Annotated in this window: 15 protein-coding genes; 12 read left to right on the top strand and 3 right to left on the bottom strand. The window is 60.5% G+C overall.

The features are described from left to right. From AC57B6_RS10780 to AC57B6_RS10750, 7 genes are all read left to right on the top strand, one after another. Positions 1–265 (top strand): DUF5131 family protein (locus tag AC57B6_RS10780; protein WP_496421288.1); only part of this gene is annotated, 265 nt, incomplete at its 5' end. 95 nt (positions 266–360) lie between these two features. Then, positions 361–717 carry a hypothetical protein gene (locus AC57B6_RS10775; RefSeq protein WP_496421287.1) on the top strand — a complete coding sequence of 119 codons (357 nt, stop codon included), beginning with the start codon at positions 361–363 and terminating at the stop codon, positions 715–717. A 2-nt stretch (positions 718–719) separates the two neighbouring features. Further along, positions 720–2495, top strand: a complete 1776-nt coding sequence (locus AC57B6_RS10770; RefSeq protein ID WP_496421286.1) for a type IV secretory system conjugative DNA transfer family protein — start codon at positions 720–722, stop codon at positions 2493–2495. Continuing rightward, on the top strand, positions 2492–4138 hold the full coding sequence (locus AC57B6_RS10765; protein ID WP_496421285.1) for an LPD7 domain-containing protein: 1647 nt from the start codon (positions 2492–2494) through the stop codon (positions 4136–4138). Before AC57B6_RS10770 ends, AC57B6_RS10765 begins: the two co-directional genes overlap by 4 nt. A gap of 61 nt (positions 4139–4199) precedes the next feature. Continuing rightward, the gene (gene stbB / locus AC57B6_RS10760) at positions 4200–4910 is read left to right on the top strand and encodes a StbB family protein (protein ID WP_496421284.1); all 711 of its coding nucleotides are present in this window, start codon (positions 4200–4202) and stop codon (positions 4908–4910) included. Then, positions 4910–5350 (top strand): hypothetical protein, encoded by a 441-nt coding sequence (locus tag AC57B6_RS10755; RefSeq protein ID WP_496421283.1) that lies wholly within the window; start codon positions 4910–4912, stop codon positions 5348–5350. Before stbB ends, AC57B6_RS10755 begins: the two co-directional genes overlap by 1 nt. Positions 5351–5394: 44 nt before the next feature. Then, positions 5395–5721 (top strand): TrbM/KikA/MpfK family conjugal transfer protein, encoded by a 327-nt coding sequence (locus AC57B6_RS10750; RefSeq protein WP_496421282.1) that lies wholly within the window; start codon positions 5395–5397, stop codon positions 5719–5721. Positions 5722–6172: 451 nt separating this feature from the next. Here AC57B6_RS10750 and AC57B6_RS10745 read toward each other — a convergent pair whose 3' ends face one another. After that, complete coding sequence (locus AC57B6_RS10745; RefSeq protein ID WP_496421281.1) at positions 6173–7030, bottom strand: phospholipase D-like domain-containing protein; 858 nt, start codon at positions 7028–7030, stop codon at positions 6173–6175. Between the two features lie 310 nt (positions 7031–7340). Here AC57B6_RS10745 and AC57B6_RS10740 point away from each other — a divergent pair, with 310 nt between their 5' ends. The 3 genes from AC57B6_RS10740 to AC57B6_RS10730 all read left to right on the top strand — a co-directional run bounded on the left by AC57B6_RS10740 (position 7341) and on the right by AC57B6_RS10730 (position 8767). Further along, positions 7341–7772, top strand: a complete 432-nt coding sequence (locus tag AC57B6_RS10740; RefSeq protein WP_496421280.1) for an STM2901 family protein — start codon at positions 7341–7343, stop codon at positions 7770–7772. Continuing rightward, positions 7772–8125: a DUF1493 family protein gene (locus tag AC57B6_RS10735; RefSeq protein WP_496421279.1), complete on the top strand. Its 354-nt coding sequence runs from the start codon at positions 7772–7774 to the stop codon at positions 8123–8125. Before AC57B6_RS10740 ends, AC57B6_RS10735 begins: the two co-directional genes overlap by 1 nt. Before the next feature lie 339 nt (positions 8126–8464). Next, positions 8465–8767, top strand: a complete 303-nt coding sequence (locus tag AC57B6_RS10730) for a universal stress protein (RefSeq protein ID WP_496421278.1) — start codon at positions 8465–8467, stop codon at positions 8765–8767. Positions 8768–8843: 76 nt separating this feature from the next. Here AC57B6_RS10730 and AC57B6_RS10725 read toward each other — a convergent pair whose 3' ends face one another. Together AC57B6_RS10725 and AC57B6_RS10720 are read right to left on the bottom strand one after the other, a co-directional pair. Further along, entirely contained in the window at positions 8844–10193 is a 1350-nt protein-coding gene (locus tag AC57B6_RS10725; protein WP_496421277.1) for an ATP-binding protein, read from the bottom strand. A gap of 23 nt (positions 10194–10216) precedes the next feature. Next, on the bottom strand, positions 10217–10879 hold the full coding sequence (locus AC57B6_RS10720) for a response regulator (RefSeq protein WP_496421276.1): 663 nt from the start codon (positions 10877–10879) through the stop codon (positions 10217–10219). Between the two features lie 219 nt (positions 10880–11098). Here AC57B6_RS10720 and AC57B6_RS10715 point away from each other — a divergent pair, with 219 nt between their 5' ends. Beyond that, complete coding sequence (locus tag AC57B6_RS10715) at positions 11099–11368, top strand: PepSY domain-containing protein (RefSeq protein ID WP_496421306.1); 270 nt, start codon at positions 11099–11101, stop codon at positions 11366–11368. Further along, positions 11365–11916: a cytochrome b/b6 domain-containing protein gene (locus tag AC57B6_RS10710; protein WP_496421275.1), complete on the top strand. Its 552-nt coding sequence runs from the start codon at positions 11365–11367 to the stop codon at positions 11914–11916. Before AC57B6_RS10715 ends, AC57B6_RS10710 begins: the two co-directional genes overlap by 4 nt. Positions 11917–12050: the final 134 nt, after the last annotated feature.

The following is a 12050-nucleotide window of genomic DNA, read 5'->3' as shown; positions in this document are numbered from 1 at the left end:
GGACTGGTCGGGCTGGTCATTCATCGACTGGATGGTGTCAGGCGGCGAGAGCGGACCGAAGGCCCGGATCTCCCGGCCGGAGTGGCATCGGGCGACGCGCGACTGGTGCGAGGGCGCAGGGGTGCCGTACTGCTTCAAGCAATGGGGGGCATGGCTGCCGCGCGAGCGCGAAGGCCAATGCACCGGGTTCATCAATGTGGGCAAGCGTGCTGCCGGACGGCTGCTGGACGGCCGTCTTCACGACGCGATGCCGCTCACCGTCTGAACAGGAGAATACCGATGACGACACATGTGAAGTTCCGATTCGACGCAGCCGGATTCCGCGTCCATATCGGCGCGTCCACCCACTGAGGACCGACCATGCCGAAACCGCTTCGAATTCTGATTCCCGTCGTGGTCTTCCTGCTGATCCTGGGCGGCTTCGCGTTCCTTGGCCAGTTCGCCGCCGGTGAGCTTTTCCGGAAGATGCAGAAGCTGCCGCAGGGCAGCGTGGGCGTGTTCACGCTGTACGACTACTGGCATGCCTACGGCGACGTGCCTGCGGTGGTGCGCGCGCTCAAGGTATGCACGCTGCTGTCGGTGGTCATCACCGGCCTGCCAGTGGTCGTGATCACGATGGCGCTCGTGTCGGGCCGCAAGCGCCTCGCGCAGTTTGGCGAGGCCCGGTTCGCAACCCGTAACGACATTGTGAAAGCGGGCCTGCTGGAGAGGAAATAACGATGACCACTTCACAACATCTGTATCCGCCGTTCATTGTCGGCAAGTACAAGGGTGAATACCTGAAATACTACGGCCAGGACTTCCTGATGGCGGCCGCCGGCACCCGCTCCGGCAAGGGCACGTCACTCGTGATCCCGAACCTTCTCACCTATCCCGATTCCGTCGTGGTCGAGGACATCAAGGAAGAGAACTACCTGTACACGTCGGGCTACCGGCGGGCGTGCGGTCACGAAACCTATCTGTGGGCACCGTTCTCGGAAGACGGTCGCTCGCACGCATACAACCCGCTCGAATACATCCAGCGCCGAGCGCCCTACACGCGTGTGGGCGACGTGATGACGATCGGCGAACATCTGTATCCGTCCAACGTCGACGCGAAGCTGAAATACTGGAACGACAACGCGCGCAACCTGTTCATCGGGATCGTGCTGTATCTGCTGGAAACGCCCTCGCTGCCGTGCACGTTCGGTGAGGTGCTGCGGCAGGCCTCCGGCAAGGGCAGGGCGATCCGTGAACACATCTCGTCGATCGTCAGCACGCGCCTGAATGCGACGGACGGGCTGCCGGTGCTTACTTTCGAGTGTCTCGATGCGCTGAACCGCTTCCTGTCGCAATCGAAGGAGGCCTTCGCGAACATCGTATCGACGATGACAGCGCCGCTGAACGTTTTTAGCAATCCGGTGGTCGACGCGGCAACCAGCCGCTCGGACTTCGATCTGGTCGATGTGCGCAAAAAGCGCATGTCGATCTATGTGGGCATCAAACCGGGCGACCTGAAGGCCGGCGCGCTGCTGGTCAATCTCTTCTTCTCGCAGCTGATCGACCTGAACACGCGCGAGCTGCCCGCCGAGAATCCTGCGCTGAAATACCAGTGCGCGCTCGTGCTGGACGAATTTGCAGCGCCCGGCAAGATCGACATCATCGATACGGCCAACCCGTTCATCGCGGGCTACAACCTCAGGCTGATGCTGATTTTCCAGGGCATGTCCCAGCTGGAGGATCCGAAGCTGTACGGAAAGCACGGCGCCGAAACGCTGGCAATCAACTGCAAGATGCGCAGCCTGTATGCGCCGCGCACAGTGAAGGAATCGGAAGAGTACTCGAAGATGCTGGGGACCTTCACGCATATGGCGCGCTCGCGCAGCCGCAGCCGCGGCCGGAGTTCGTCGACGAGCACCAATGAGTCGGAGCACGGCAGGCCTCTCATGTTGCCGCAGGAGCTGCGTGCACTGAAGCACAACAAACAGATCATCACGATGGAGGGGTGCGAGCCGATCCTGTGCGAGAAGGCGTTTTTCTATGAAGACGCCGAGCTCGTCGACCGGCTCGTGCGACAGAGCCCCTACCTGCAGGGGGTGATGGCGAAGCTGGAGAAGACCAACCGCCGGCGCGCCTGGTTCGGTTTCTCCCCGAAGTTTCCGGACGAAACGCAGATGAAACACGCCGCGTTCGTCGCGCGCGAGCTGTGCGCACCCGTGCCAAAGATCGATGTCGAGCAGTGGTGGCAGACGCAGAACGCGGCCCGCCGTGCGCAGCAGGCCGCAGACGCAGTCAGGCAGTCAGCCGGTCAGGCGCGTGACGTCCGCGAGCACGAGATCGGCGTGCTCGCGCCTGTTCACTTCGCCAACCGTCACAGCATCCGCGCGTCGCTCTTCCAGCTGATGCCTTACCTGCGCGAAGTCCTGCCGGACGCGGCTGCCGCCGCTGCGTCGAGTGCGAACGCGCAAACCTCAGTCGCCCCGTCCCAACCTGAACCGCAAGGAGTCACCGTATGAACGAGATCGAATTTCCCGCCGACCTGATTGATTACCGCGAGCGTGGCGCGGCCAATGCCGACGATGCGTCGGCGATACGTGCCCGGTCGACGCTGCCGGCGAACGAGCCGGACGCGGGCACTCTGCCGGGCAATCCCGAGACCCCTGTTGACCGCGAGACGGAAGAGCGGTTGAAAAGAATCCGGGCGGCGGACCGCGAGAAAGTCGAGGCGCTGCTCAAACGCGACTCATCGACCAACACAGCGACCGACGAAGCGGTGAAACCGGCCGCTGGCACCGGCAAGCCGCTCGGCAAGAAGGGCGACGAGCCGGACAACACCATCCGGCCGAAACCGATTTTCGAGAAGACCGGATACGACGTGCCGAAGTCGGTTAGCAACCAGTACGTGGCGCACGAAGGCAAGTTTCTCGATCGAAAAAGCGAGACGGTGCACTTCGAGGACAAGGGCCGATCGTTGTCGACGGCCAGCGAGGACCGCGACGTGATCGCGCACATGGTCGAAGTCGCGAAGGCGAAGAACTGGGGTGAGTTGCAGATCAAGGGTAGCGATGAATTCCGTCGGCAGGCGTGGATTGCGGCCGAGCTTGCCGGCGTGCCGACGCGTGGGTACAAGCCCAAAGAGCAGGATCGCGCCGCACTGACCGCCGCGCGCGAGGCGATGCGTATCGGGGCAGGCGAGAAATCGAATGATGCGGACAAGGCACGCACGAATGAAATGGAGTCCGCGACCGCCGCAGGGCAAAAGCAGCCAGCTTCGCCGGAGTCGGCGAAAACGGGCACGCCGGGTCGTGAAAGCGCCGCGCCCGAAGGCGACCGGACGCCCGCCGCGCAACCGTCGTCAGCCACACCGGCCAGCCCCGTTCAGGACACGCCCGCGCCAGCCGGTGTCACGGCGGGGGTGCTGGTTGCGCACGGGCCCGCTCCTTTCAACCACGATGAAAAGCAGAACGCCAGCTACTACGCGACCGTACGTACGCAGGCCGGCGAGCGCACCGCCTGGGGACTGGACCTCGAGCGCGCCATCGCAGAGAGCGGCGTGCAGACGGGCCAGCAGATCGAGCTGGAAAAGGGCGGCAGCCGCAGCGTGACGGCCCAGCAGCGTCAGTTCGATGAGAAGGGCAAGGAGCTCGCGCCGAAGACGGTCACGAGCCGGCGCAACGAGTGGTTTGTGTCGTCTCCCGATGTGCCAGGCCTGCCCACGCGTGAGCAGCGCGAAGCGCTTGCCAGCGCACGGCGTGAAGGTGACGAGCGGCGGCGGATCGTCGAGGCGCGCGAACGGTTTCTGAAGGGCGAGTGGAAATTCTCGAAGGAACAGCAGGCGACGCTCGATGCGGCACGCGAGCGGATCAAGGCGCAGGCAGCGCGCGAGGTGCTGCGTGACGAGATCAAAAACCTGCCGGAGCAGCAGCAGGAGAAGCTGATGGGGGAGTTCGAAAGCGCCGTGGCCGCGGCGCGCGCTGCTAACCGGTCGCTCGACGTGCCAATGCCTCAAGTGAGCGAGGCGACGATCGAGGCGGTACGCGAGCAGATCGAGCGCGAGCGCGCCGGGCAGGACAGGGCATCGGAACCGCGAGAACAGACATCGGATCAGCCAACGCATGAGGCAGGGCATGACGCGCCGACGCTCGAACTCGAACCATAACGCAACGCGTGTTTGCGACAGCGTCGCGACCGCCCTGATTGATCAACAGGAGAGACACACCATGAAAATCGCAGTCATCAATTTCTCGGGCAACGTTGGCAAGAGCACCGTTGCGCGTCATCTTCTCGCGCCGCGTCTGGACGGGGCGGAAGTCATCGCGATCGAGTCGATCAACTCTGACGATCGCGAAAAGAGTGGAGCCCTTCGGGGCGCGCAGTTCGACGAACTGCAGGAACAGATGATGATGCTCAATAACGTCGTGGTCGACGTGGGCGCATCGAACGTCGAGGATTTCATCAGCCTGATGCAACGGTACGATGGTTCTCATGAGGACTTTGATCGCTTCGTGGTGCCGACCGTGCCAGTTACGAAGCAACAGGTCGACACGATCGCGACGCTCGACGAGCTGCGCGATCTTGGTGTGCCGCCTGAAAGAATCCGCCTGCTGTTCAACACGGTCAACACGAAGTCCGACCTTCGCAAGGCGTTCACGCGGATATTCGACCATCACGAGAGAAAGGGTGGTTTCGTGCTGAACAGCGAAGCTGTCATCTACGAGAATCCGATTTTCGAAAAGATCAAGCCATTCGACAAGTCGATTATCGAGATCCGCGACGATCCAACGGATTACGTCGCCTGGAACGCCAAAGCGATGGAAGAAGGCGCACCCGATAGTCAGCGGGCCTACATACGGCAGATGGTCGCTCTGAAGCGTCTGGCGAACCGGGCTGCGTCGGAACTGGACGCAGTCTTCAAAATGCTGGTGCATTGATGGGCGCTCCGGACGATTCGATCCGCGAGGAACTGATCGGCGCGGTGCTCGGCGAGCTGTCGCTGCTGCGCCGCGACGTCGGTGAACTGCGCACGGCGCTGCAGCAGGCGGGCGATCAGTTCAAGGATAGTAGCGACCTCGCGATGCTCCGGCTTGCTGCGCGCTCCGACCAGTTTCTGGCTGACTTTCGGGATAGCACTGCCGGCGTGCTCGACAAGGCCCGGCAGTTTGGCGAGGCGCGTGAGCAGCTGCTGGGCGAGATTGCAATCCGCCAGTACGACGCCGCCCATGACCGCAGCCTGGACGAGATCAGGCAGATCCTGCGCGAACCACTCGCTCGCCCGTCGCTGACCCGTCGTGAGATGGCCCTGTGGGGTATCGGTACGGCGCTGCTGTCAGCAGCACTTGCCGTCATCGTGGTCGTGGTGCTGGTGCGCTGAGACGGACATCGCCACGACTTGTGGCACACATGGACGCATGAATCATGAAACCATATTTTGCGATTACGACAACAGCGGCAATCATCGCCGCTGCATCGATAGCGCCGGCTACGGCGCGCGCAGATGACAATCCCTCGGCGTGCGGCGCGGTACTGTGTCTCGCCGGCCTGATCGCCGGTGGCAGTGCCGGCGGGGATTGCAAAAACTATATGACGGGTTACTTTTCCATCGTGAAATTTCACCACGGCCATTTCGACGAGACAGGCACGTCGAACGCCCGTAGCGATTTTACGAACCAGTGCCAGAGCGTTGGAGGGGATACAAAGAAAGGCGTCAACGATAAGTATGGAAATGTTCAATCCGGTCCATGACGCGCAGCCGGTCTCTCAGGTTCTGGCACACTTGTTCACCCTCGGACGCCAGAACCTTTTCAGCGTCGGCTCAATGCCGCCGCTCTTTTCCATCCACGGCCACGCAACATGAAACTAACTCCGACCAATCTTCTCAGCCTGCATGCAGGCCGGGTGCGCCTACTCGGCGACAGACCTTGCTCAATACTTTGATGAGCCAACGACTGTCGTTCGCGATATGTTGTGTACGCTCGCCGAAGAGGGGCGCGTCGGAATGACGAGCCAGTCCTCCCGGATCATCCGGTTCCAGCGGTCGCAGGCACATACTGCCGCCTCACCGGTCGACCTCAGCCGCGCGGCGTGTGTTAAATCTGTAGGATAACAAACCATATGTTGCAACGAACGCGCCTCGCGACAGCCTGTCTCAGTGCCGCGCTGACCGCCGTCACGCCACTTGCCTTCGGCCAGTCGTTCACCGACAGACTGGTCGATCAAGTGCGCGGCCTCGTCTCGCCGGCGTCTCAAATATCCCCCGACTACCAGCGCGCTTCCACGCCTCGATCGCGGCTGTCTGGTGCGGCAGCGCTGCGCGCTTACCCGTGCCTTCGTCTAGTCCGTCCGTATCCACGCCTTCGATTCCTTCGAGACTCACTGTTTGCAGACGTTTCTTTGCAGCCTCCGGAAAAGGGACGATCTCCACGCCCGCCACAGTTCCGGCCCACAGTCGCTCGAAATAGCTATCATGGCGCTCCACACGCTGTCCCTCAGCCCCTTCTCGCCAGCTACAGAATACCTCTATTGCCTCGTGGTTTCCCCTGTTATGCCAGCCATTCCAGGTCTCATTCGCTGATCCAAGGAAGCTGACTCGATTTCCATCTGCATCCCGAAATATTCCAATTTTCTCATGATAGAGCCCGTACCATTCCGGCCGAAGAGCCAGCCGGATATCCAGCGCACCGACGGAAATCAAAGTTGCCAGAACACGAGTGCGATAAGCGGTATTTTCGGAAGCCAGCATCCGGTCTATTTCGACCTCAAGATTCGTCGCAACGCGTTCAATACGTGCTTCGTAGCCAGCTTCGATGCTCTCCATATCCTCCGTTGTGACGGATGGCGAGCAAACCAGTCGAATCTTGCCACCCCTTCTCGCAAACTCCACGGTGGCCGGTCCAACGATGAGATAGACCGAGGAACGGAAATACCCTACCGCGCGCTTATAGTCCGTGGCATTCAGCAGGCACGGGCGATAGAACCCCTGGACTGGATCGAGATCACCCGTTCTGTATTCGGTAGAAAAGTCAAATTTGGCCAACCCCGTATTTTGACGCATGCGTGCCTCTTGTCTGGCCCTTCCGACACGGCGGAATCTCCACAAACCGATTCTCTATGTAATTATATTGAAAGGTTTTCGCCGCCTGTTAGATTATACAAATACTTGGAAAGATTCTTCAGGTCTTTACGGCAAGCGGTGACCTTCAATGTGGTTGGGGCGAACAAGGTACGCAGCTTATGCTGCAGCACATAAGCTGCGTGTCCCGGCCAACTCCCAATAGCGGCTCTGTGCGGCGAATTGTCAGTCAAATGAACTTCTGCTAGCTTTCCCCCAACGCGGACGTAACGCGGACGTGGGGAGGGAAACATTGAGCAACGTTTACAACTTCGGCATACATACAGGGCTAACGCCGCCCGAGTTGTTCTTCCTTGTTATGCTGGATGAATCAGCAAAAGAGCTTGGCGTCGAAGACATCGCATCACTCGGCGCGGTCATCGCCGGTCTTCCGCTGGTGCCCACCCGTGCGAAACCGACGGGCGCCACGAAAGGCACGTCAATCGCGTCACTGGTGTCGCGCAGGCTGCTGCCCTTTGAGATACGTCAAAGGATCTTGCCGACGCTGACGCTGGCGAGCGTCAAAAACCTCAAATTCATCTTTACCCGCAACATCGGTGCGTTCGTCGGCCGCACTATCCCGGTAGTTGGCGAAGTACTGCTCGCGCGAGACGCGTGGCTGATTTCGGTCAACACGGTTCACAGCTACAACCGGCTCGTGAAGCCTGATGACAAGGTGTTGTGATGGACAAGTTCTGGGCCGAGATCGAAGCGTTTGTGCGCAAAGAGACAGGTGCGCGGGCGAGTCATGTGATCACCCCGATGACCAGACTCGAAGACGACCTGGACGTCACGGGTGACGATGCAGACCAGTTCATGGAGCGTTTCTTCGACCACTTCCAGATCGACACGGGCGATTACAATTTCAACCGCTACTTCCTCACGGAAGGGTCGGGACTGACACTGTTGCTGACGATGTTCTCGAAAAAGCGGCGTGAAAATCTGGAACGTGTTCCGCTGACGGTCGGTATGCTCGCGAATGCGGCGCGACTGGGGCGATGGGAGTCGAGCAAGCTCGAAGATCTGAGCGGCACGTAGAGCGCCGCCGTTACGGTCGTCCGAGATGACGCGATCTCTCATGCGTCAGGATGGATGCGTCGATCGCACGCGCTTGGCAACGATTGCCGTCTATGAGTCGCAGCGCGACGTTGGCACCCGCGTCGCCTTCAGTCGCCTGCGATACCTTTCCGCCTGGTTCCAGCAGCCTGCAATTGAGCAATCTCCAGCCGCACGCGATTCACGAACGCAGTAGCAGCGGTGCAATTTGCATTCACCGCTTTTGCCCGGGTTTCCGGTAGATTTGTGCGGTTACGACGTCAACCGCGATGAGGAAGACAGTAATGAAGTTCGAATGGCTCCGGCCTGCCTGCAAGCTGTTTGGCTTGCGGAGCAAGCCAAGACGCATTTGTCGAAGAGGGTAAAGCGGCGCTTGCCGAAACTGCGGAAATATTCGCTGGCTCGTCCTGTCACTGCGATACTGCACTCATCAGTACCGAGCAGACAGGAGACGACATCGCCCACGCGATCGTTCGCCAGGCAGGTCACTGGAATGCTGACCTCCTGGTCATGGGCACGCATGGCCGACGCGGGGTAGCGCGATGGCTGCTGAGCAGTGTCGCGGGCCGTGTCGCGCATATTACGCAGACGCCGTTGCTACTCGTACATGCGAAAGACTCGTGACACAATGTGGCGACGAGGCACCGGTGTGAATGAACACGTCGGGCCACTCAAACAGATCTTGCGACTTTGCGAGAGTCTATGGCGAGCTGGGGGACTGGGCGGCTGGAAACCGGATCTCGACACCCAACCCTCGGCGATCAATGCCCGATGTATAGGTTAGATGTCCGTCAAGGCGAACCACAATCCGAGCGACGATCGAGAGACCCAATCCACTACCGCTTTGACGACTTCCTCCAGCCCGGAAAAAGCGATCGCTCAGACGCACCCGGTCCTGCTCCGTCACACCTGGACCGTTATCTCGCACAAGCAGTAGGGTCGCCTCCGACGTTCTCCGGGTGACGACCTCGACACAACCACCCGTCTCGCCATACTTGATAGCGTTGTCCACCAGATTGTCCAGCAGGATACGCACGAGTGCGGGCTCCGCTAACATCGTCACGTGTGTATCCCCGTTCAGGACTAACCCGATGCCTTTGGACGACGCATTCGCTTCGTGAGCAGCGATGCATTCGCGGGCAACGGCATCCAGTTCCACGGTCGAAGCTGGTGCGGGTACACCTTCGTCAAGTCTCGCCAGCAACAGAAGTTGATCCGCCAGATGTGTGCTCCTATCGACACCTTCAACGACCCGCTGCATCGCGAGGCGTTGTTTTGCCGGATCACGCGTGGTAAGAGCGACCTGTGCCTGAACCTTGATCGCCGCCAGTGGCGACTTGAGTTCGTGTGCAGCATCGGCCGTGAAGGCCCGCTCACGGTCGAGTGACCCTCGCAGCCGCGAGAACAGAACGTTGAGCGCATCGACCAGCGGACTCACTTCGGCTGGCGTGCGACGCATATCGATGGGGTCCAGATTGCCGGCGTTTCTGGCGCCGATGGCCCGCGAGAGTGTTTTAAGCGGCGCGAGGCTGCTGCCAATGCCCACCCAGATCAGCAGTGCGAGAACCGGCAGCGCATAAGCAAGCGGCTTCGCGATGCGACGCGCCACACCAGCGCCCAGATCGGCCCGACTATCGCTACGTTCGAATACCCGCACGCTCCGACCGTGGGCTGCGTCGTGGAGCACGTAGGTGTTCCATTTGCGTGCGTCGTATTTCGCTACATTGCCAGCAGCCGCGCCCTGGGACGAAGGTAACTCCGTCGCGGGGGTTTGTGGCAAACTGGGGCTCGCCGCAAGCAGGCGCCCTTCGGCGTCGCGCACTTCATAAAGGAGCCGGCGTGACAGGTCATCGTCACCGTCATCGTCGGACGTATGAAATCCATCTTCGGTAAGCGCCGCCAGATCATTGGTATCCACGAGCGTGAGTGTGCGAGCAGCCTGTTCGATTCGCGCGTCGTCCCATTCGCCGACTTCATGAACGGCTTGCCGGTAACTTGAAACGAGGGCTGCCACCCAGACGACCGAGACGCTTGCCAGCACCAGTAGCATCAGGCGTTGACGGATTGACCCTGTCACGATGTCTTCTCCACAACGTACCCAACACCCCTGATCGTCCTGATCAATCCAGGTCCGAGCTTCTTGCGTAGATTGGAGATGTGCACCTCGACGGCATTGCTCTCTACCTCTTCCTGCCAGCCGTAAAGACTTTCCTCGAGGCGGGCGCGCGAGAGTGGAGTACCTTGATGCGTCAGCAGCTCGATCAGCACAGCACATTCCCGCGAAGTCAATGGCTGGCGCAGACCGTTGCGTGTGACCGTGAACGTCGAGGGATCGACGCTCAAGTCCTGAAACTCGATCGTCTCGACGCTGCGACCATGCGCGCGGCGCAAAAGCGCCCGGCAGCGCGCAATCAGTTCAGTGAGATCAAAGGGCTTTCCGAGGTAATCGTCGGCGCCGGCGGTCAGACCTCCTACCCGGTCTGCTACGGTGTCCCTCGCCGTCATGACCAGAACGGGCGTATCGTCGCGACGGCCTCGCAGCCAATCCAGCAGCTCGGTTCCAGATAGTTTCGGCAGACCGAGATCGAGCACCACCAGCTCGTACTCTGTTGTAGTCAGTGCCAGCATCGCCTCCCGGCCATCGTGAGCCCAGTCGACCGTCATTCCGGCATCGCGCAGACCTTCTTCGACGCCGCTTCCTATCAAATCATCGTCTTCAACCAGTAACACACGCATTTCGTCGCACTCCAAAAGGAACCGGCAGGCAGCGGAGCCTGCTGCAAATTACCAGCCCTGATCATGGGCATCGATCGTCAAGTCTAATCCCGCTTCGCATGCCTGCGCGAGGGTGTTCTGCTTAAGATTCCCTTCAGGCTCGCGTTGCAGCATGCATCTGCAAATAGCACCGTCGATATTGAATCGACCCACCTGACCATGGAGTTCCAAGTGAAAACGATGAATGTTCGCCTCGCCGCTGCCGTTGCCCTGATTGCGCTGCCGTTTGCCGCACACGCAACCGGATCCTGCACTACCGAACCGAAAACAAAATGGATGCAGGACAAGGAAGTTTCGAACCAACTGGAGAAGCAGGGTTACCAGGTCAAACGGGTCAAGACTGAGGGGAGCTGCTACGAGGTCTATGCGTTGGACAAGAAGGGTAATCATCACGAGATGGTCGTCAATCCTGTCGATGGCAAGCCTGTCAGCGAGGAGGTCAACGAATGAGTTCCCTGAGCCGAGGGGAAGGCGACGCCTCCCGATCAACGCTCGTGTGGGACCTGTTCGTACGCGTGTTCCATTGGGGCCTTGTGGGTGCATTTGGTGGGGCATACGTTTTGAGCGAAGACGGCGGAACCGTCCATCATGCCCTCGGCTACGCAGTCCTTGGACTGGTGGCCGCGCGTATCGTGTGGGGCTTCGCAGGAACCTACCACGCCCGCTTTGCCAACTTCGTACCGACGCCGCGCGCCTTTGCGGAATACGCGAGAGCCATGGTGACGGGCCGCGAGCGGCGGTACCTCGGGCATAACCCTGCGGGCGGGGCGATGATCATTGCCCTTCTTGTGCTACTCACCGCGACGGGCGTGACAGGATGGTTGCTTACGACCAATGCATTCTGGGGTTCCGAGGCGCTGGAAACTCTACATGGGGCAAGTGCCAACGCAGTGCTGGTGTGTGCCGCAGTTCATGTCGGAGGCGTTTTGCTGGCAAGCTGGCGCCACCGGGAGAATCTGGTTCGGGGGATGCTTACCGGCCGCAAGCGCAAAGATTGAAAACCTCGCCGGCTGGTACAAGTGCACCGGCCGGCTATTCGCGGTTAGACGAGTTCGCCCGGAAATCCCCCCCACGGTTCGCCTATGGTTGCAGGTCCGATCCGGCGCTCAGGTCCGCCAGTTTCCGGCTCCTT

It is taken from the genome of Paraburkholderia sp. BGA-UO-ETr-F12 (assembly GCF_059567945.1).
Note: the sequence above shows the minus strand (reverse complement) of the source record. Positions and strands in the feature narration are given on the sequence as shown.

What these genes read in the sequence shown, in the direction of transcription:
- AC57B6_RS10745 (WP_496421281.1), bottom strand. Translation starts at nt 7,030, where the DNA reads ATGCGTCAAAATACGGGGTTGGCCAAATTTGACTTTTCTACCGAATAC.
- AC57B6_RS10710 (WP_496421275.1), top strand. Translation starts at nt 11,365, where the DNA reads ATGAGTTCCCTGAGCCGAGGGGAAGGCGACGCCTCCCGATCAACGCTC.
- AC57B6_RS10775 (WP_496421287.1), top strand. Translation starts at nt 361, where the DNA reads ATGCCGAAACCGCTTCGAATTCTGATTCCCGTCGTGGTCTTCCTGCTG.
- AC57B6_RS10750 (WP_496421282.1), top strand. Translation starts at nt 5,395, where the DNA reads ATGAAACCATATTTTGCGATTACGACAACAGCGGCAATCATCGCCGCT.
- AC57B6_RS10770 (WP_496421286.1), top strand. Translation starts at nt 720, where the DNA reads ATGACCACTTCACAACATCTGTATCCGCCGTTCATTGTCGGCAAGTAC.
- stbB (WP_496421284.1), top strand. Translation starts at nt 4,200, where the DNA reads ATGAAAATCGCAGTCATCAATTTCTCGGGCAACGTTGGCAAGAGCACC.
- AC57B6_RS10725 (WP_496421277.1), bottom strand. Translation starts at nt 10,193, where the DNA reads ATGCTACTGGTGCTGGCAAGCGTCTCGGTCGTCTGGGTGGCAGCCCTC.
- AC57B6_RS10720 (WP_496421276.1), bottom strand. Translation starts at nt 10,879, where the DNA reads ATGCGTGTGTTACTGGTTGAAGACGATGATTTGATAGGAAGCGGCGTC.
- AC57B6_RS10765 (WP_496421285.1), top strand. Translation starts at nt 2,492, where the DNA reads ATGAACGAGATCGAATTTCCCGCCGACCTGATTGATTACCGCGAGCGT.
- AC57B6_RS10755 (WP_496421283.1), top strand. Translation starts at nt 4,910, where the DNA reads ATGGGCGCTCCGGACGATTCGATCCGCGAGGAACTGATCGGCGCGGTG.
- AC57B6_RS10715 (WP_496421306.1), top strand. Translation starts at nt 11,099, where the DNA reads ATGAATGTTCGCCTCGCCGCTGCCGTTGCCCTGATTGCGCTGCCGTTT.
- AC57B6_RS10735 (WP_496421279.1), top strand. Translation starts at nt 7,772, where the DNA reads ATGGACAAGTTCTGGGCCGAGATCGAAGCGTTTGTGCGCAAAGAGACA.